Below are 19,830 nucleotides of genomic sequence, written 5' to 3'. Positions count from 1 at the left end.
CATCATGAACCAGCTTTGCTATCGCATCATCTTCAACAAGACCCGTGGCCTGCTGATGGCCGTGGCCGAGACCACCCGCGCCTGCGCCGGCAAGCGCGCCGTGGGCAGCCGCCCAGGCGTGGCCCTCGGCGGCCTGCCCATGGCGCGCCTGAGCTGGATCGGACTGGCCGTGCTGCTGGCCACAGGCGCGCTCGTGACGACGATGCCGCGCGCCTATGCGCAGATCATCGCCGACCCCAACGCGCCGCGCGCGCAACAGCCGGTGGTGGTCAATACCGCCAATGGCATTCCCCAGGTCAACATCCAGACGCCGAGCGCAGCGGGCGTTTCGCGCAATACCTATAGCCAGTTCGACGTCAACCGCGCTGGCGCGATCCTCAACAATTCCCGCAGCGACGTGCAGACCCAGCTGGGTGGATGGGTCCAGCGCAATCCCAACCTCGCCAACGGCACGGCGCGGGTGATCCTCAACGAAGTCAATTCCAGCAATCCCAGCATGTTGCGCGGCTTTGTGGAAGTGGCGGGTGACCGCGCCCAGGTGATCATCGCCAATCCCTCGGGCGTGACCTGCGACGGCTGCGGTTTCATCAACGCCAGCCGCAGCACCCTCACCACCGGCACGCCCATCATCAACAATGGCAGCCTGGACGGTTATCTGGTGCGGGGTGGCGTGGTGAGCATCAAGGGTAATGGCCTCAATGACAGCCAGTCCAGTTTCACCGACCTCATCGCCCGCGCCGCCAAGATCAATGCCGGCATCTGGAGCAAGGAACTGAAAGTCACCGTCGGGACCAACCAGGTCAATGCCGACAACACCACAGTGACCGCCGTGAGCGCGGACCCCGCCAAGCCGCAATTCGGCATCGACGTCGCGCAACTGGGCGGGATGTACGCCAACAAGATCGTGCTGGTCGGCACCGAGTCCGGGGTCGGCGTGCGCAATGCCGGCGCCATCGGCGCCGCCGCTGGCGAGCTCACGCTGACAGCGGCGGGGCGTATCGAGAACAGCGGCTCCCTGGCCGCCACGGCGTCTTTGGGCGTCCGTGCAACGGGGCAGGGTGGCGATATCGTCAACAGCGGCAGCGTTGCGTCCTCGGCCGCCGCGGTCAAGCTCCAGGCAGATGGGGGCATCAACAACAGCAATACGATCAGCGCGCAGAGCGGGGTGACGCTCACCGCTGCCAGCTTGCAGAACAGCGGCGCCATCAGCGCGGCTACCGGCAATGTCGAGGTGGATACGCATGGTGCGGTCAACAACAGCGGCAAGGTGCAGGCGGCGGGCGATATCTCGATCAGCGCAACCCAGCCTCAGGGCAACGCCGCCGCAGACATCAGCAATACCGGCAACATCGAGGCCGCTGGCCAGCTGGGTCTGACAGCCGATGGCATGTTGAGCAACGATGGCAGCATCACCGCGCAGTCCATCCGCGCCGGGGTACAGGGCTTGCGCAACAACGGCAGCATCGGCACGCGCAGCAACGCCGCCTTTACGCTGCAACAAGGATTGGTCCAGGGCGCCAACGGGCGGCTCAGCGCAGTGAGTGACCTCAATCTCACCATGCAGGGCGACTACGACAACGCAGGTCGCGTGCAAGCCAATACCCTCACGCTGAGCGCCGCCAATATCGGCAATCGCAGCGGCGCAGCATTGCAGGCGGCAGACATCACGCTCACCGCACTCAATCGCCTCGACAACGCCGGCGAGATCAGTGCGAACCGGCAACTCAACATCACCGCCGACAGCATCCTCAACAGCGCGACCATCCTTGGCAAGGATCTCGTGGTCAACGCCAGGACACTGGAAAACACCGGCGCCAACGCCCTGCTGGGAGCGGGCAACGGCATGTCGCTCTGGCTGACCGAGATGCTGGCCAACCGGGGCAAGGCCATCATCTACAGCAGCGCCGACATGGCCATCGCTGCCAATGGCGTGCGGGACGCCAATGGGCTGGTCAACAACACGGCGCAGATCGTCAACGAAGATTCGGTCATCGAAGCCGGTGGCAATCTCGACATCGCAGCGGTGAACGTGCGCAACACCCGCAGCGGTGTGGCTGTCACCACCGTGCGTACGCTGGATGAGACCTATGCAATGCGGGCTCCTTCCTGGTGGCACAACGGCGGCAATCAGATGTATTACAAGCCTGATTCCTCCAACTTCAACTTCTACGAAATGCTGTATGTGAATCCGGCCGATGTGCTGGAGACCAAGAGCATCATCACCCCCGACGGCTACGTGATCGGCAGGGCCGTGATCCGCACGCATGCCGACGATACCGTTTTCTATAAAGGTCTTTCCAGTAATTGGGCTACCTTCGGTCAAGTCACCCGAGGCAGTGCAACCGACGGCACTCGAGTGGTGTATTTCACGGAGCAACGGAACAACGTCAGCAACCCCGACAAGGTGGCAGGCGGCGATGATCCGCGCAATGGCCGCGGCGACGTCAATTGGCAGCCCATGCCGGGTTATTCCAACCAGTACGGCAATTGCACCACCAACTGCGTACGCTTCGTGGCGGAGGTGGACTATACCGATCCCAACGGCATCTTCCGGCGCGACACGCAGCGCGCATTGGCGCCCCAGCATGATTCGCTGGAACTGACCCGCAATGCACACCATACCGCCAGTGAAGACCGGCTCGCGGCAGGCGCCGGAGCGGTGGCGGAAATTCGTGCAGGCGGCAATGCCAATATCCGCATCGCCCAGTCGCTGAACAATGAGTTCAGCAATATCGTGGTTAGCGGTGCATTGTGGCTCGGTGGCGGCAACGCCGACATCAACAACCTTGGCCAGACCCTGTATCGCCGGCACAGCTTCGACGGCAATTTCGTCACCACCGGCGGCACCGTGACCGGCTACAGCATGCCCGACATCTCGGAAGTGATCGGCACCACCCAAGGGGCCATTGTCGGCAAGCAAGGCGTCAACATAATGGCGCGCAATTTCAGCAATGCCGACATTGCCGCCGGAAGCGCCGCCAACATCCGTAGCGACTTGACCCTGACCACCGGCAGCGGCCAGTCAGTAGGCAGCGTGCTCAATGACGCCAGCGCGCGCCCTGGCGCAACGGCTCCCGACGCGCCTGTTCCGGTCCGACCCAACCCCATGTTCGTCCCAGCCACCAGCGGCAACTACCTGCTGGAGACTCGCACGCAGTTCACCGACCGCCGCACCTGGCTCAGCAGCGACTACCTGCTCACCGCGCTCAATGTCGATCCCTCCACCACCCAGAAACGCCTGGGCGACGGCTTCTACGAGCAGCGCATGGTGCGCGAGCAGATGGCGCAACTGACGGGACGGCCCAGTGGCAGCTTTAACGACGACTCCCAATACCAGAAGCTGCTGAACAATGCCGTGAGCGTGGCGCAAAGCTGGAACCTGCGTCCTGGCGTGGCCTTGACGCCGGACCAGGTCAGCCACCTGACCAGCGACATCGTCTGGCTGGAAACGCAGAAGGTCGTCCTGCCCGATGGACGCACCGAAGAGGTCCTGGTGCCCAAGCTCTATCTGGCCCATATTGACAAGGACGCGCTCAAGAACAGCGGCGCCCTGGTCAGCGGCGACAACATCACCATCCAGGCCGAGAACATCAGCAACAAGGGTGGCTTCATCGATGGTCGCGCCAGCGGCACAGGCCGCACCGTACTGGTGGCGTCCAACGATATCGCCAACCTGGGCGGCGGCATCAGCGGCGACGAGATCGTGATCAGCGCGGGGAGAAACGTGCGCAACGAAACGCTCACCACTACCCAGACCTACAACAATGGCCAGACCAGCGGCAGCTATACCTCCCTGTCCAACCAGGGCAGCATCGCCGCCGACAAGAACCTGACCATCACCGCCGGCGCAGACATCACCAACCTCGGTGCAACGGTGGCCAGTGGCCGTTCCGGAGACGCCGCCACCGGCAAGCTTTCCATGAGCGCGGGCCGCGATATCAATTTGGGTACTGTCAAGACCGGCAGCACCTATGACGCCAACTTCAGCGGTTACTTTGGTCACGCGCAGAGTGTTAGCAGCGTAGGATCGACCGTCAACGCGGGCGGTGACCTGACCATGGTGGCGCAGCGCGATCTGAGCTTGACTGCCGCGCAGGTAGCCATCGGCACCAATGGCAGTGGCAACGGTTCGTTGATGGCAGGACGCGCCGTGACGATAGGCGCAGCGTTGGACAGAGCTGAATCTACGATCGGCCGCGCGGCCTCCAGGTCATACAGTAGAGCCGATGACGAGAGCGTCGCGGTACGAGGCAGCAACATTGATGCCGCTGGCGGCATCAGTATCAAAGCGGGCCTGATGGAGAAAGCCGATGTGAAGGTGGCCGCTAGCAGTATCACTGCTGGAAAGGCGCTGGAAGTAGCGGCCACTGGCGACATCAACGTCGTCTCCGAAGAGTCTTTCCAGAGTCACAGCGAATACGCGAAAAGCACCTCACGCGGCCTGCTCTCCAGCACCACGCGCACCAGCTATGGCAAGCGCGCCTACACCAACGCCGTGGGTAGCACCCTGAGCGGTGACACGACAGTGCTGCAAGCGGGCAAGGACATGAGCATCGTCGGCAGCAACGTCGTATCGAGCGCCGGAACTTCGCTGGTGGCGGCCAACAATATTACGGTCGCCTCCGCCAGTGACAAGGTCGAATCCGCCGAGGGCAGCAACAAGAAGAGCAGCGGTCTGTTGAGTGGAGGGGGATTGGGTTTCACCATCGGCACGCGCGAGCTGGATAATAAGAACACCACTGTCAACAGCACTGCCGTATCGTCCAACGTGGGCAGCATTGATGGCAATGTCTCGATCAAGGCGGGCAATGCCTATACGCAGAGCGGCAGCAATGTGCTGGCGCCGAAGGGCGATATTGATGTGGTGGCCAAGCAGATCAGTATCCTGGCCGCGGCGGAGACCGAGCGTAGCACGCAGGATATGGTCTTCAAGCAAAGCGGCTTGACGATACAGATCACCAGCCCGGTGTTGTCAGCGATTCAGACGGCGCAGCAGATGGCGCAGGCGGCCAAGAGTACCTCGGGCGGACGGATGCAATTGCTGGCGGCGGCCAATATCGGCTTTGCGGGCAAGAATGCAGTGGATGCCGTCCGGACCGGCCAAGGCTTTGCGGTCGATGGCAAAGACAATCCGCAAGTCCGCACCAATGCCCTCGATGAAAACGGCGATCTCAAGCTCGGGGCCGACAAGAAGCCCGAGACCCGCGACGCCACGGCAGCCGACAAGGCCGGCGGCATCAACCTGGCCATCAGCGTAGGCGCGAGCAAGAGCGAGAACCACAGCCAATCCAGTGCTAGCACTGCACGCGGCTCCACGCTCAATGCAGGTGGCAACATCAGCCTGACGGCGCAGGGTGGTGGTGCGGACAGCAACGTCATCGTGCAGGGTAGCGATATCAGATCGGGAGCCAACACGCTCCTGAAAGCCGACAATGAAGTGCGCCTGCTGGCAGCACAAAGCACAACCGAACAGAGCAGCAGCAACAAGGCGATGTCGGGATCGGTGGGGATCTCGATAGGCACCGATGGCTTCCTTGTCAATGCAGGCTTGTCGGGGAGCCGGGGGCGTGGTGACGGGAGTGATGTTGCGCAGGTCAATACGCATGTTGATGCGGGCAACAAGCTCACCATTGCATCGGGCACGGATACCACGATCAAGGGAGCCGTGGCCAGCGGCAAGCAGGTGGTGATCGACGTCGGCACCAGCGGCAGCGGTAATCTCAATATCGAAAGCCTGCAGGACACGAGTACCTACAAGAGCCGCCAGCAAAGCGCAGGGGTGAGTATCTCGGCGGGGATGGGGCGGATGAGCGGCAGTCTCAACCTGGCGCGTAGCAGTGTGGATGGGAATTACGCCAGTGTGAATGAGCAATCGGGCATCAAGGCTGGGGACGATGGATTCCAGATCAATGTGGCGGGCAATACGGACCTGAAGGGGGCGAAGATTGCCAGCACGGATAAGGCTGCTGCCGATGGGAAGAATAGCCTGACGACTGAGACCTTGACGCAATCCGATATCAAGAACCGGAGTGACTTCAAGGCCGAGAGCCAAAGCGTGGGTATGGGGACGAATCTGGCAGGTTCGGTGCTGGGACTTGCTGGCAGCGCGCTCGGGAGGGGGAATGTCAGCGGTAGCGATAGCAGCACGACCCGGAGCGGGATCAGCCAGGCTGATATCAAGATTACCGATGATGCTGCCCAGCAGGCCAAGACAGGGAAGACGGCTGAACAGACCATTGCGAGCATCAATGCTGATGTGAGCAGTGAGCGTGATACCAGCGGAAAGATAGCTAAGACGTGGAATGGGCAGGAGCTGCAGGCCGATGTTGAAGCGCAGGCAGAGATTACGCGGGCTTTTGGGCAACAGGTTGCTCAGCTAGCAGGCGCCTATGCGGAGTCAAAAGAGAAGGAGCTGAGACAAGCAGCCAGCAATGCCGCACAGAATGGCGATCAAACACAGGCCCTGCTGTTGGGTGCAGAAGCAGACCAATGGAAAGATGGCGGCGAGAATAAGCGGGCTCTTAAAGCCATTACGACTCTTGTGATTGGTGGCCTCGGTGGTCAGAGTGCTGGGCAACTGTTAGCCAATGCCAGCGCCCCGTATCTGGCGGATGCTATTGGTCGCTATTTTTCTCAACCTGGAAACGAGAACAAGAGTGCCCAGGTATTAAGTCATGCAATATTAGGAGGAATCCTTGCATCAGCTAACGGCGCCCATGCCGGAGCCGGTGCACTTGCAGGGGCCACAGGAGAGCTTGCCGCAGAAGCCATAACGCGCGAATTGTATCCGGATGCTTATGATGCAGACGGAAAATTCCATCCAGAAAAGCTTAATGATAATCAGCGTAAAACGGTTATCGCATTATCCACGGTTGCCGGTACCGTATTGGCTGGAATTGCAGGCGGGACTCCACTTGATGCAGCTATAGGCGGCAATATTTCCGAAAATGCGGTGACGAACAATTTCCTTGGTGATAAAACCAATGCCAAGCGGAATGAGGCGCTTGCCAAGCTAAAAAAAGCATACAATCAAAGCTTCCTTGATAAATTGGTTAATCCTGTAAAAGGAAGGAGCGAAAGCGCGCAAGTTTTGTTGGCGCTAAATTATCTCGACAATCGCAGCGACCAATTATTGAGTGCATATCATGCTAATCCAGACTCATTGAGTAGTGCGGAAAAGAATGAATTGTTCCTCTACATCGCGTATTACGCGCAACAAAATGGATCTGCAGCGGCTCAATTCCTGTTGAAGGCGGGGCCAGGTTCTTCTGTGCAGCCAGCTGACGTGCCTGAACTAGCGCTATTCGCACGGCAGCTGCAAAGTATCCAGGATGTACATCAGGCTCAAGCGGCAATCGGTTCTCCTGCCCTTGAGGTGATGTCGGGGCCGGTCGGCGACCTGATCAGGTTGGTGGCGATGGCGCAAGCAGGCTATCAGCTTGGTACTGGGGTGGAGGAACTAAGAAATGGTGATCAAGCTGGATTAGAAAATGTCGCCGTGGGGCTGCTGAGCGCAGCGGGAACGGCTCTGAATCAGGCGGCTGCTATAAATCCTTCTGGAGCAACTAGAGGACGGTCGGGCCCAATTGACGGCGCAGGAGCCGCTGTTAACGCACCTAATACTATCCCGTATCAACCAACGGGCTCAGTTATTCGGCAGGGCGATGCGCCAGTTTGTGGTCCGGCTTGCGCTGCGATGACGATTACTGATAATACTGGTGCTTCAGTAACTTTGGAAAATGTAATCGGCAGTTTTGAGAAGGGTATTCGCCCTTCAGGCGTAAACACTGCAGAACTGTCCGATGTTATCAGTAAGGCTGGTGTAAAAAACACTGTGAACCTTAATATGTTCCCCGGAGAGCTGAACCGCGCATTAGCAGATGGTAAAACAGTAATTGTGAATGTAAATAATCATTTTTTCATTGTTGATAGTGTAGCGAAGGTTGACGGTGTACTGTATTACATGACACGAGACCCTTCCGCAGGACCGCGTGGTGTACGTGCAAGTATTCTGGATAATGCAATGAAAAATAGCGCAAATTCAATCGTGATTGGAAAATAATAATGGATGTGAAAGAATTGCTTGGCTCTAATTTTATTTCAACAGATGCCATCATTGAAATAACAGGATGGCTTGTTGATCAAGAAAATGGATTGTTTCTTCTTGGGGAACATTATCCGGAAAACTTTGACTTTCCTGTAAAAGTTAAGATTTCTGATCCAAATGTAATTTATCCAATACTTAACGTAGTTCCAATGCTGGGCGGTGGCAGATCGGCTCTATTTTATAAAGCAAAAGTCATTGGTAAGAAGAATAAAAATAATGAAATTGAAATTGAGAGAATCTATGTTCAAACTGATAGGGGTAGAAATGAATTTCATGAAATTGACGTGAGTGATGCTATTGTTGCTGATTTTGTAAGAAAATTTGGGGACTATAATTTTAAGTATTCGAGAGATCCGATGGGAGATTGGTTGGATGACTTTAAATAAATAGTTCGCCGATTGAGAAAGTCTAAAAAACAGGAGCAGAAATGCATCGGGTAAGTGATTTGACCTGCGTCGGTAATTTGACAACCGACTCACTGCCTGACTGGCGGCAAATTACCGGCGCAGGTCAAAAGCTGCTCACTCTAAAAACTGACTTGCTCAAGATTTCCATCCGTCTGAAGATCTGAGAATTTCCGCAAAATTCAGACCCAGATGTAATGACCCAGCCAAACCTGCTCACTCTAAACACCGACTTGATCCAGGTTTTCCAGCCTCTATAGATCAGAGAATCTCCGTAGATATTCCCGCTCCGCAACCAATAAAAAATCCGGCCTTCCTTTCTCCAGAAGCCGGATCTTCCATTCCTAAACCACCCCCACAACCTCAAAACTCATTCTGCAATTTCTTATACCCCAACACCAACTCATTATTAGTCCGCGCCACATCTTCAGAAAACTCTGACGCCGCCACCGTCACCCGCGGAATGGTCGACAGATCAGTCTTGGCCCCGATACGTTCGGTAGAGGGGACATAGAACCCCGGCGGCAGGTCGCAACCATCCACCACGGCATTGTGGCGCACCACGCAGCCGGCGCCGATGCTGCAATTGAACAGCACGCTGTTGAAACCGATGAAGGCATCGTCGCCCACGGTGCAGGGGCCGTGCACGATGGCGCGGTGGGCGATGGAGGTGCGCTCGCCGATGGTCACGGCGGCGCCTGACTTGGAGTGGATCACCACGCCATCCTGGATGTTGGAATGGGCGCCGATGATGATGGGTTCCATCTCGCCATGCTCATCGACTTCGTCGGCGCGGATCACCGCATAGGGACCGATGAAGACGTTCTCGTGGACGATCACCTTGCCGCACAGGATGGCGGTGTGGTCGACATAGGCGGATTCGTGGACTTGGGGCCGGTGGCCGGATGGGTTGCGGCGAAGCATGGGGGACAATCTCTCCTGGTAGTGCAGTGGGGCGCGGGCCGGGCCGCTGGGCGGAAATGCGCCCAGCGCGGCGGGCGCGTTCAAACGGGTAGCGATCATACCCTGTTTGCACCCGCCCGGAACAGTGGCCCTTGAGGTCCGTGAATGCTTGTCGATACCTATAATCCACAATATAATTGATAATCATTCTCAAATAATATCGATCCCGATGGGATCGCAGCATGGCCGCGCCAAGCGTCGGGGCAGGCCGCCATGGGCTTGCTTCATGACGTGCCGCCTTGCATCCACGCTCCTGCACAACCAAACCACTTGTTCCCCTCATTCGAAAGGAATCCGTCTATGAAGCGTCTGGCGATTGTCTCCGGCTTGTTCACCTCCCTCCTGCTGGCGCTGCCGGCATCGGCGCACCAGATCTGGCTGCAGCAGGATGGCAAGGAGGCGAAACTGTATTTCGGCGAGTTCGGTGACAACCTGCGCGAAGTCTCGCCCGGCCTGCTGGACAAGTTCGTCTCGCCCAGCGCCGTGCTCATCAGCGCCCAGGGCGACCGTACGCTGGCGTTGAGCAAGCAGTCCGATGCCTTCAGCTTGTCAGCCAAGGCGGGGCAGGGCGAATCCCTCGTGGCGGAGGATGCGCACTATCCGGTCTTCGAGAACAAGCACGCGGCCACGCCCACCCGCACCGCCTGGACCCCGGCGGCGCGTCTGGTGACCTCGGCGGCGGCCCAGGAGCCGCGCCTGACGCTGGACCTGCTGCCCACTGGCAAGCCGGGCCAGTTCAAGGTGACCTACAAGAACGCGGCGTTGCCCAAGGCCAAGGTCGGCCTGGTGACGCCGTCGGGCTGGATGAAGGAAGCCCATTCCGACGAACAGGGCCTGGTGCAGTTCGATCTGCCCTGGCAGGGCGTCTATGTGGCGGAGGTCCACCACACCGACAAGACGGCCGGCGAGCGTGACGGCAAGCCCTATGACACGGCCAGTTTCGTGACCACGCTCTCGCTGGTCCAGGCCAAGGGCATGAAGGCGCTGCCGGCAGCGCCGGCGGCCAAGCCCAACAAGTAAGCGGTCCGGCCATTGATCCAGCCTTGATGTCACCTTGATCCCGCATTGATCCAGCATTGATCCTATGTTCAGCCTGAAACCTGTCTGCAGCCCGACCCTGGCCTACCGCCTGGCCGTGCTCTCCCGCGTGGTGGCCGCCGTTGCCGGCGGCTATCTGCTCACGGCCCTGTGTACTGTGGTGGCGGCGCGCTATCTGCCCATGAGCCGGGCCGATGCGGTGATGACGGCGACCATGCTGTCCTTCGCCATCTTTACCTGCGCGGTGATCTGGGTCTTCGCGGCCCGCAGCGCCTGGCGCGCCTGGGCCGGGCTGGCGGCGCCGGCCCTGGTGCTGGCGCTGGCGGCCTGGATGGGGAGAGTGGCGGCATGAAGGAGGGATTGCGGCAGTCCATGGCGTGGCTGCATACCTGGAGCGGCCTGCTGGTCTGCTGGCTGTTGCTGCTGGTGTTTGCCGGCGGCTCGGCCAGCTACTTCAAGGACGAGATCAGTTTCTGGATGATGCCCGAGCTGCACGCCACTCAGCGTCAGCCGGTGCCGCAGCCGCTGGCGGTGGAACGCGCCATCGCGCACTTGCAGCAGCAGGCGCCGCAGGCCGAACGCTGGTTCATCAGCCTGCCGTCGGCGCGCAGCGTGGCCATGCGGGTGGGCTGGATCGCGCCGCCGCCCAAGGATGGCCCGGCGGGCAGCGCGCGCAGCCGTTTTACCAGCGAGCTGGTCGATGTCACGACCGGCCAGAAGATGGCGGCCGTGCGCGAAACGCGGGGCGGTGAGTTCCTCTATCGCCTGCACTTCGACCTGCACTACATGCCGGTGCAGTGGGCGCGCTGGATCGTGAGCATCGGTGCGCTCTTCATGCTGGTGGCCATTGTCAGCGGGGTGATCACCCATAAGCGTATCTTCAAGGATTTCTTCACCTTCCGCGCCAACAAGGGCCAACGTTCCTGGCTCGATGCCCATAACGCTGCGGCGGTGCTGGCGCTGCCGTTCCATCTGATGATCACCTACACCGGGCTGGTCACGCTGATGTTCATGATCATGCCCTGGGGCGTGCAGACGGCCTACCCTGGCAAGGGTGGCGAGAGCGCCTTCTTCGAGGAGGTCTTTCCCAATGTCGCGGGGCGCGGCAAGGCTGCCGGACAGGCCGCGCCGCTCACGGCCATCGGGCCGCTGGTCACGCAGGCGCAGCAGCACTGGCAGGGCGCGCCGCTGGCGCTGGTGACGATCAATCACCCGGGGGACGCCAAGGCTACCGTGGTGCTCACGCGCCAGAAGGCGGCCACCTTGTCCTATCTGCAACCGGCGCTGGTCTTCGATGGCGTGAGCGGCGTGCAGAAGGCCAGCGTGGGGGAACAGCCCAGCAATACGGGCGTGACTCGTGCGGTGCTCTATGGCTTGCACCTGGGGCATTTTGCGGATCCCTGGCTGCGCTGGCTGTTCTTCCTGTGCGGTCTGTCGGGCTACCTGATGGTGGCCAGCGGGGCCCTGCTGTGGGCGGTGAAGACGCGCCAGAAAGAGGCCAAGGCCATCGCCCAGGGGGCGCGTCCCGGCTGGGGCCTGCGCCTGGTGGATGCACTCAATATCGGCGCCATTGCCGGCCTGCCGATCGCCTTTGCCAGCTACTTCTGGGCCAACCGCTTGCTGCCGCTGGAGATGACGCAGCGGCCCCAGGCGGAGATCAATGTCTTCTTCATCGCCTGGGCGGTGGCGGCGGTGCTGGCGCAGCTGCGCCCGGGCCTGGCGATGTGGCGGGTGCAACTGGGGGCGGGGGCGCTGCTGTTTGCGGGCATTGTGGTGCTCAACATCTTCACTACGCATTCCCATCTCGGCGTGACGCTGTTGCTGGGACGCGGTCCCTGGCCCGTGGCTGGTTTCGATCTCACTATGCTGGCGCTGGGGGCGTCGCTGTGGCTGGCCGAGCGCATCCTGGCGCGCCGTCAGCGCAGGCAGCGCGCCGCCGCGGCGGTGCAGCCGGGCAGGCAGGGCGCCTTGATCAAGGAGGCGGCATGACGCTCTCGGGTTTCCTGTTGGCGCTGGGCCTGGCCTATTGCGCCTGGAGCGCGCTGGCGCTGGCAATGGACCGTCACTACGCCGATGTGCATGGTCGCGGCGCCGAGCCTGCACCGGCGCTGCGGCAGCGCTTGCGCTGGCTGGGTGCGCTGGCGCTGCTGGCCAGCCTGGCGGTGGCCATTGGCATGCAGGGCTGGAGCATTGGCGTGGTGGGAGGCATTGGCGTGCTGACGCTGGCCGGCATCCTGCAGGTGCTGTCGCTCAGTTACTGGCCGGCGCGCACGCCCTGGCTGGCGCGGCGCATTCTTTGCGCGCTGCCGCTGCTGTTGCTGTTGTGGTGGCTGGAGCGTTCCTTGTGAAGGGCGGTGCGACTTGCATCGGTGCGCGTCAGGTTTGATTTGGATTAAGGGGCGGGGCGGCGAATTGGAGTCCAATCACTACTCCTCTCTGTTGTATTTCCGGGCTGCGGCAATATGTCGCAGCCCTTTTTTTATCCTGCTTGTCGGTGCTAAATCCTTGTGGCGCAAGGAGATTTTCTCCGGGTAGGCGTTTGCCTGCCAGATGGCGGCATGGCTTCCGCATTCGCAGTGATGCGCCTGCATGCTAGATTGCGCGGACAAAAAACGGGGAGTGCGACGCCTACGGCAGTCGCGGGTGCGATTGCGCGCATTGCCCGACAAGATCAGGTTTCCTTCGCCATGAACCCATTCCCCCTGCGCAGGCGCCGGCTGATACTGTCTGTCCTGTCGGCCTGGAGCGGCGCTGCGCTGGCCCAGCAGAGCGCTGTCGAGGCCAGTGATGCGGCTGCCTTGCCCACCATCGAGGTGCGCGGTACGGTCGCAGCGCCGCAGCGCACGCAATTGCCGCAGACCAGCGCCAGCGTCACGGCCGATACCGCCGCCGATACCATCAACGTCACCGATAGCGCCGATGCGCTCAAGTACCTGCCCAGCCTGTCGGTGCGCAAGCGCTACATCGGCGATACGCAGTCGCCGCTGGCCACCCGCACCACCGGCGTCAACGCCAGCGCGCGCAGCCTGGTGTATGCCGACGGCATCCTGCTCTCGGCGCTGGTGAACAACAACAATGGCAACGGCTCGCCGCGCTGGTTCATGGTGGCGCCGGAGGAAATCGCCCGCATTGATGTCATGTATGGGCCCTTTGCGGCCGAGTATCCGGGCAATTCCTACGGAGCAGTCACCGAGATCACCACCCGCATGCCCGAGCGTTTCGAGGCCAGCATCAAGACCCAGTATGCGCAGCAGGATTTCAGCCAGTATGGCGTCTCCGGTACCTATCGCGCCCAGGAGGTCAACGTCGGCCTGGGCAATCGCAGCGGGGCGCTGGCCTGGCGCTTCTCGGTCAATCACCTGGACAGCTATTCCCCGCCGGTGACCTACGTCACCGCCGCCACTGCGCCTGCCGGCAGCACAGGGGCGGTCGCCACGCAGGACCGGCTGGGCCGCAATATCCAGGTGCTGGGTGCGGGCAACCTGACCCACACGGTGCAGGACACGGCGCGCCTGAAGCTGTCCTATGACTTCACACCCACGCTCACGGCCACCTATACGCTGGGCTTCTGGCAGAACCAGGCCAACGCCACTCCGCACACCTTCCTGCGCAATGCGGTGGGCGCACCGGTCTATACCAGCGGCTTCAACAGCAATACGGTGGAACAGCAGCAGTGGATGCAGGGGCTGGAAGTGCGCAGTCATACCGATGGCGTCTGGGACTGGCAAGTGGCGGCATCGGCGATCTCCTCCTCGCGCGACCTCACACGCACCTCGACCACTACCTTGCCGGCTGGGCTGGCCGGGGCGGGCAGCATCGCTGACGCCAGCGGCACCGGCTGGAGTACGCTCGACGCCAAGGGCATCTGGCGGCCGCAGGGGAGCGCCCAGGTCATCAGTGTCGGTGCGCATTACGACCGCTATACCCTGGCCACTCCCACCTGGAACACCAGCAACTGGAGCAGCGGCAGCGCTGGCGCGCTCAATGCCGATTCACGCGGCAAGACCACCACCTCGGCGTTGTGGGCGCAGGATGCCTGGCGTTTCTCCCCTGGCTGGAAAGCCACGCTGGGCGCGCGTTACGAATGGTGGCGTGCGTTTGGCGGATTCAATTATTCGACCAACGGCAGTGGCGTGGGCTTCCCCGTGACGCAGCCCGAGGTCAGTCACAGCGGTTTATCGCCCAAGGCGACGCTGGCCTGGGCGCTTGCCGAGGACTGGCTGGTCACGCTCTCGACCGGGCGCGCACTGCGCTTTCCGACGGTGGGCGAGCTGTACCAGAATGTGTCGGTGGGCAGTGTCTTCCTGCAGGCCAATCCCAATCTCAAGCCCGAGAAGGTCTGGTCCACTGAACTGGCGATCGAAAGGCAATTGAAGGAAGGGCAGGGCAAGTGGCGCGTGTCGCTGTTCGAGGAACGGGTGAGCGACGCCCTCATCTCGCAATCCTCCACCATCGGTAGCAGCGTGGCCTCGTTCACCCAGAACGTGGACCGCACCCGTCAGCGCGGCATCGAGGCCGCCTTCGAGCGCAATGATGTGTTGGTGCGCGGGTTTTCCCTCAACGGCAGCGTGACCTGGGTGGATGCCCGCATCCTGGAGAACAAGGCTTATGTGCCCACCATCGCCGGCGCCTCTTCGGTAGGACAGCGTACGCCCTACGTGCCAGAGTGGCGCGCGACGCTGGTGGCCAGCTACCAGCCTGACGAACACTGGACCTATACGCTGGCCGGACGCTACAGCGCACGGGTCTATGCAACGGTGGACAATACCGATATCAACACCCACACCTACCAGGGCTTCGATGGCTACACGGTCTTTGATGCGCGGCTGCGCTATCGTTTCGATCGGCACTGGAGTGCTGCGTTGGGCGTGGACAACCTGGGAAATAGGTCCTACTTCCTGTTTCATCCCTTCCCGCAGCGCACGGTGTTGGCTGAGCTGAAGTATGACTTCTGAGCGAGGGAATGAGGTGTTGTGAGGCGCCGGCGCATCCCCGTGCGGGGGCGCGCCGGCTGTCGGCTGCAGGATGAGGCGAGCTAGCCAGGGCGATACGATTTCCGATCAGTCTGGCTTCAGCTGCTGCGCGCCTTCTCGATGGTTTCCCGGGCGGCTTCCAGCATGGCGGCCGATTCCGGGGCATTCGATTCCAGGTAGGAATTTTCCAGGGTGACGGAGAGATTGCTCATCTTCTCGGACAATTCCGCCAGCGCCACGCTGAGTTCACACATCAGCGCCGACATGTTTTTGGGTGACTGCGTCATTACGTTTTCCTCTTCAGATGGCGCACCGTGGGTGCCTGCAAGCAAGGAAGAGCGGGGATTCACCGCGCCGCAGGCCGGTACGTACTAATCGATTACGTCGTGAGCTGTGGCTATTCTAAGCCATGCCAGATGTCGGTACGACTGTACCTTGGTCGAAAAGTGCGAGAAAAAAACGAAACTTCTTGCAGTCATGTTGTGCTGCGGACATATCTCCTGCTGCTGCGTTGCCGTTCTGGCATGCAGATGACTGCCGGCATGCCGAAATGGGGCCGATACTTGCGCTGTTTTCAGCGTCTTGCCAGGACTACCAGTCCCGGCACGGCCTGTTGCATTTCCACGCGCAGGCTTTCCTCACGCAACATCACGACTTGCATGCCAGCGGCGTGCAGGCAGTCTTCGATGTAGGCGCGCTGGTGGCGGAAGCGGCCGCTGGCGTGCAGATAGTAGGAATCGGGCCGCTCTGCGCCGGCCAGCTCAACCGTAAAGACAAGATGGCCACCTTCCTGCAAGGCCAGCTGAGCCGCCGTGAAGAACGACGCCAGCTGTCCGCAGTAGATCAGCACATCGCAGGCGGCGATCAGCGCGTAGCGGGACGGATGCGCCGTCATCCATTCCACCACATCGGCTTGCGCCAGCGTGCTGTAGCGGCCATGTTGTGCGGCATGGCGCAACATGTTGGAAGAAAGATCGACGCCTTCCAGCGAGAGTGCGTAAGGCGCCAGTACCGGGGCGCACAGGCCGGTGCCGCAACCGGCGTCGAGCACGCGCATGTCTGCGTTGGCGGGCAAGCTGGCCTGCAGCACCGCGTTCAGCACTTGCGGTCCGCGATAGTCGAGGTGCGTCACCAGGTTGCTGTCGAAGTGATCGGCATAGTCATCGAAGCGCCGCACGATGTAATCGCGTGGCACGGTGTGGCTGGGCAGACCGGCGTAGGCGGCATGCATGTGGTTGGCGATAGGATGGCCGGGTTCTTCCTGCAGCCATCGTCGGCACACCTCGGCCGCTTCGGCCACGCGTCCCAGGAAGTAGAACGAGATCGCCAGCAACTCGCGCGACTTGCCCTCGTGTGGCGGCAGCACGAAGGCCATGCACTGGTAGCGCGAGCTCTGCATGCGGTCGCCCAGATGGGCATGGATTTCTGCGAGCTGATGCAGGGCTGCGAGAGAGTGCGGTGCTGTTGCCAGTGCCTGTTCGCAGGCGGCGATAGCCGCCTGATGCTGCCCTTGCGCCCGCCGTGTGGCGCCCAGGTTGGTCCATAGCTGGGCATCGTCGGGACGCAGGGCCAATGCCTGTTGGTAGGCCTGGGCGGCCTCGTCGAAGCGGCTGCAGGCGAAGAGCACATTGCCAATATCGTTGCACCAATCGGCATCGGCCGGCGCTGCAAGGGCGGCCTGGCGCATCAGCGTCACGCCTTCTTCATGTCGCCCGCGCTGGTGCAGCAGCATGCCCAGATAGTGCTGTGTCGGGGCATGGTGTTCTTCCATGGCGAGGGTGACACGATAGTCTTCTTCGGCCTCTTCCAGGCGGCCCGCCGCATGATGGGCGAAAGCGGCAGCGAACTGTTCTTCGATGATCTGCGCCAGGGGACTGGCTTGGAGCTTGTTCATCGGCGCCTCATTCAACGCAGGCCGAAGCGACGGTCCAGCGACCACGCACCGCCACCACGCGCTACCAGCAGCAGCAGCAATCCGGCCCAGGAGAGATGGGTTGGCCAGGCATCGGGATAGACAAAGATCTCGATAACCGCCGTCATCCCCAGCAGCGCCAGCGCGGCGCCGCGTGTGAACAGGCCGAGGATCAGCAACAACGGAAAAAAGTGTTCGGCATAGGTGGCCAGGTGCGCTGCCAGCTCGGGTGGCAGCAGCGGCAGGCGGTATTCTTCCTGGAACAGGATGTAGGTGCTGTCCTTGATGTCCAGGAAACCGCTGACTTTGGTGCGGCCAGAGAGGAAGAAGATCGCCGCCACCGCCACGCGCGCCACCAGGGCCAGCAAGCTGTCGCTGATGAGGCGCGTGGCGAGATCGGCGGCGCGGTTCCAGAGGGTGGGAGAAGGCGTAATGGTCGCGGGTAGGGAGGTGGGCTGGTTCATGGGGGACTCCGTTCAGTAAAACGAGGTGAAGGCGTCGGCCTGGATCAATTGGCCGAGCATGGTCGCGATATCCAGATCCGGTTCGTGTTCCAGCGCCTGGCCGGCGGCGCGGGCAATGCTGAAGCCGTCGCGGCAGGCGTCGAGAAAACGGCATGCGCCCAGACTCAGCGGCTGCCATTGCACCTGGGCGTGTGGGCGCGTGAGCAGGGCGCCTTCGCCCCGCCATTCAGGGGCCAGTTCGGCCTGGCCGTCTTCACTGCGGTTGGCGCTCCAGATGGTGTAGACCGGATGTTGCATATCGTGATGCCAGCGGCTGGAGGCATGCGGGACCAGCGTCACATCCTGGCCGGCCTCCAGTGCGATGTGCAGGGCCGCCACCGCCAGCATGGGCTGGTCAGCGGCGAGGTGGGATTCGGTCCAGCAACGGTCCAGTGCGGCGACGCCCGGCAGGTAGGGCAGTTCGCGCACGGCCTCCACTGTGCAGAGAAATTCGGAAAAGCCTTCGCCATAGGCAATCAGGCTGGCTTGACGCGGCAGGTGGTGACGGGCGAACTGCAGCGCGGCCGATTCCATCCAGGCGCTGCCTACCAGCCGACGCACGGTCGGATAGTTGGCGACCAGGGCATCGACACAGCCCTTGAAGATGGTATTGCGATAGACCGCGAAGGCCGGTTGCGCCAGCAACGCGGCGACCGCGTCGTCATTGCTGTGGCCTTCCAGGATCGCTTGCAGGAAGGCGTCGTAATAGCGGGTGGCGGGCGCGTTCATGCGGTCTGCTCCTGGGGCGCGGCGGCAGTCTCCTGCAACAGCGTCGCGGCGGTCTCGCGCTCTGCCATCAGTTCTTTGAAAGCGGGGACGTTGCCATCGCGTTCGATCAGCGTGGGACGCGCACCGGTGCGCGCCAGCAGATGCTGGTACAGCGCCCACACCGGCGCGGCAATCGGGGCATCGTGCGAATCGACCAGCAAGCCGGGCAGGCTGGCGTCGGCGCTGTGGCCGGCGAGATGGATTTCGAGGATGTCATCGACGGGCAACTGGTCCAGATACTGGCGGGCATCGATGCCCAGGTTGCAGGCGCTGACGTGGACATTGTTGACGTCGACCAGCAAGCCGCAGCCGGTGCGGCGCACCAGCTCGTGGAGGAATTCGGGCTCGCTCCAGCTGTGCTGGTCCATGCGCAGGTAATGGGAAGGATTTTCCAGGGCGATGCGACGCTTGAGCCCATCCTGGGTGCGGCTGATGTTGGCGGCCAGCCGCGCCAGTGTCTCGGTGGTGCGCGGAACTGGCAGCAGGTCGGGCAGGTAATGTCCGCCTGCGCGCGACCAGGCCAGATGTTCGGACACCAGCACCGGTTCGATGCGGGCGGCCAGCTGCGCCAGCTGGCGCAGGTGAACCGGATCGGGCGCATCGGGCCCGGCCAATGACAGCGACACCCCGTGCAAGGCCACCGGATGATGCTCCCGGATGGCTTGCAGCCAGGCCAGGCGGGGGCCGCCGTCCATCAGGTAGTTCTCCGGATGGACTTCGAACCACAGGCCCGGTGCGGTGCAGTCCAGCGCCGCGTCGAAGTGTTGCGGCTTCAGGCCCAGGCCGGCGCTGAGGAGGTGTGCTGTCATGGCCACGGTCTCCCGTCGACTCAGACCGGCTTGAGCGAACCCATGCCGCGCGGCGTCTTGATGGAGGTGCAGGTGCCGGCCGGCACGTTCTTCCAGGCGTTGCCCTGGTAATCCATCTTGGCGGTGCCGGCGCAGGTGGTGCCTTCGCCGGCCTTGCAGTCGTTCTGGCCAGCCATGGAAACGCCATAGCACTTCTCGACGGCGGGCTTGTTCATCGATTGCTTGTCTTGCGCCATGGCCACGCCCGAGGCGAGGCTGGCGAGGGTCAGGGCGGCGGTGGCGACGAGGTGCTTGTTCATGCTGTGCTCCTTGAATAGGGATGATGGGGAAGATGACACTGACCGGTACCAGCC

The 19,830-nt window shown here is 61.6% G+C and carries 14 protein-coding genes; 7 read left to right on the top strand and 7 right to left on the bottom strand.

Annotated features, from left to right (window positions below; all coding sequences use genetic code 11):
• Window positions 1–4 precede the first annotated feature (4 nt).
• On the top strand, window positions 5–8,062 hold the full coding sequence (locus tag ACP92_RS16235) for a two-partner secretion domain-containing protein (protein ID WP_013235196.1): 8,058 nt from the start codon (window positions 5–7) through the stop codon (window positions 8,060–8,062).
• 2 nt (window positions 8,063–8,064) lie between these two features.
• Window positions 8,065–8,493 carry a hypothetical protein gene (locus ACP92_RS24645; protein WP_156181799.1) on the top strand — a complete coding sequence of 143 codons (429 nt, stop codon included), beginning with the start codon at window positions 8,065–8,067 and terminating at the stop codon, window positions 8,491–8,493.
• A gap of 381 nt (window positions 8,494–8,874) precedes the next feature.
• Here the strand turns inward: ACP92_RS24645 and ACP92_RS16230 are convergent, their stop codons facing one another.
• A complete protein-coding gene (locus ACP92_RS16230) occupies window positions 8,875–9,435 on the bottom strand; it encodes a gamma carbonic anhydrase family protein (protein ID WP_013235195.1) in 561 nt (186 codons plus the stop codon).
• A 339-nt stretch (window positions 9,436–9,774) separates the two neighbouring features.
• Here ACP92_RS16230 and ACP92_RS16225 point away from each other — a divergent pair, with 339 nt between their 5' ends.
• The 5 genes from ACP92_RS16225 (at window position 9,775) to ACP92_RS16205 (ending at window position 15,467) form a co-directional block, all read left to right on the top strand.
• Entirely contained in the window at window positions 9,775–10,494 is a 720-nt protein-coding gene (locus ACP92_RS16225; protein ID WP_013235194.1) for a cobalt ABC transporter substrate-binding protein, read from the top strand.
• A 64-nt stretch (window positions 10,495–10,558) separates the two neighbouring features.
• Window positions 10,559–10,864 carry a DUF3649 domain-containing protein gene (locus tag ACP92_RS16220; RefSeq protein WP_041311007.1) on the top strand — a complete coding sequence of 102 codons (306 nt, stop codon included), beginning with the start codon at window positions 10,559–10,561 and terminating at the stop codon, window positions 10,862–10,864.
• Window positions 10,861–12,501: a PepSY-associated TM helix domain-containing protein gene (locus ACP92_RS16215; RefSeq protein WP_013235193.1), complete on the top strand. Its 1,641-nt coding sequence runs from the start codon at window positions 10,861–10,863 to the stop codon at window positions 12,499–12,501. The genes ACP92_RS16220 and ACP92_RS16215 overlap by 4 nt, the downstream gene beginning before the upstream one ends.
• Window positions 12,498–12,860, top strand: a complete 363-nt coding sequence (locus ACP92_RS16210; protein WP_013235192.1) for a DUF3325 domain-containing protein — start codon at window positions 12,498–12,500, stop codon at window positions 12,858–12,860. Before ACP92_RS16215 ends, ACP92_RS16210 begins: the two co-directional genes overlap by 4 nt.
• 339 nt (window positions 12,861–13,199) lie before the next feature.
• A complete protein-coding gene (locus tag ACP92_RS16205; protein ID WP_013235190.1) occupies window positions 13,200–15,467 on the top strand; it encodes a TonB-dependent receptor in 2,268 nt (755 codons plus the stop codon).
• 116 nt (window positions 15,468–15,583) lie between these two features.
• On the opposite strand, the gene ACP92_RS16200 is transcribed toward ACP92_RS16205, so the two are convergent.
• The 6 genes from ACP92_RS16200 to ACP92_RS16175 form a co-directional block, all read right to left on the bottom strand.
• The gene (locus ACP92_RS16200; RefSeq protein ID WP_013235189.1) at window positions 15,584–15,772 is read right to left on the bottom strand and encodes a hypothetical protein; all 189 of its coding nucleotides are present in this window, start codon (window positions 15,770–15,772) and stop codon (window positions 15,584–15,586) included.
• Window positions 15,773–16,059: 287 nt separating this feature from the next.
• Window positions 16,060–17,379: a tetratricopeptide repeat protein gene (locus ACP92_RS16195; RefSeq protein WP_013235187.1), complete on the bottom strand. Its 1,320-nt coding sequence runs from the start codon at window positions 17,377–17,379 to the stop codon at window positions 16,060–16,062.
• Window positions 17,380–17,390: 11 nt separating this feature from the next.
• Window positions 17,391–17,861 (bottom strand): DoxX family protein, encoded by a 471-nt coding sequence (locus ACP92_RS16190; protein WP_013235186.1) that lies wholly within the window; start codon window positions 17,859–17,861, stop codon window positions 17,391–17,393.
• 12 nt (window positions 17,862–17,873) lie between these two features.
• Complete coding sequence (locus ACP92_RS16185; protein ID WP_013235185.1) at window positions 17,874–18,629, bottom strand: HvfC/BufC N-terminal domain-containing protein; 756 nt, start codon at window positions 18,627–18,629, stop codon at window positions 17,874–17,876.
• Entirely contained in the window at window positions 18,626–19,477 is an 852-nt protein-coding gene (gene bufB / locus ACP92_RS16180) for an MNIO family bufferin maturase (RefSeq protein WP_013235184.1), read from the bottom strand. Before bufB ends, ACP92_RS16185 begins: the two co-directional genes overlap by 4 nt.
• Before the next feature lie 20 nt (window positions 19,478–19,497).
• Window positions 19,498–19,776, bottom strand: a complete 279-nt coding sequence (locus ACP92_RS16175) for a BufA1 family periplasmic bufferin-type metallophore (RefSeq protein ID WP_013235183.1) — start codon at window positions 19,774–19,776, stop codon at window positions 19,498–19,500.
• Between the last annotated feature and the right edge of the window lie 54 nt (window positions 19,777–19,830).

The sequence above is a fragment of the Herbaspirillum seropedicae genome (assembly GCF_001040945.1).
In the GTDB taxonomy this organism is placed as follows: domain Bacteria; phylum Pseudomonadota; class Gammaproteobacteria; order Burkholderiales; family Burkholderiaceae_D; genus Herbaspirillum; species Herbaspirillum seropedicae.
Note: the sequence above shows the minus strand (reverse complement) of the source record. Positions and strands in the feature narration are given on the sequence as shown.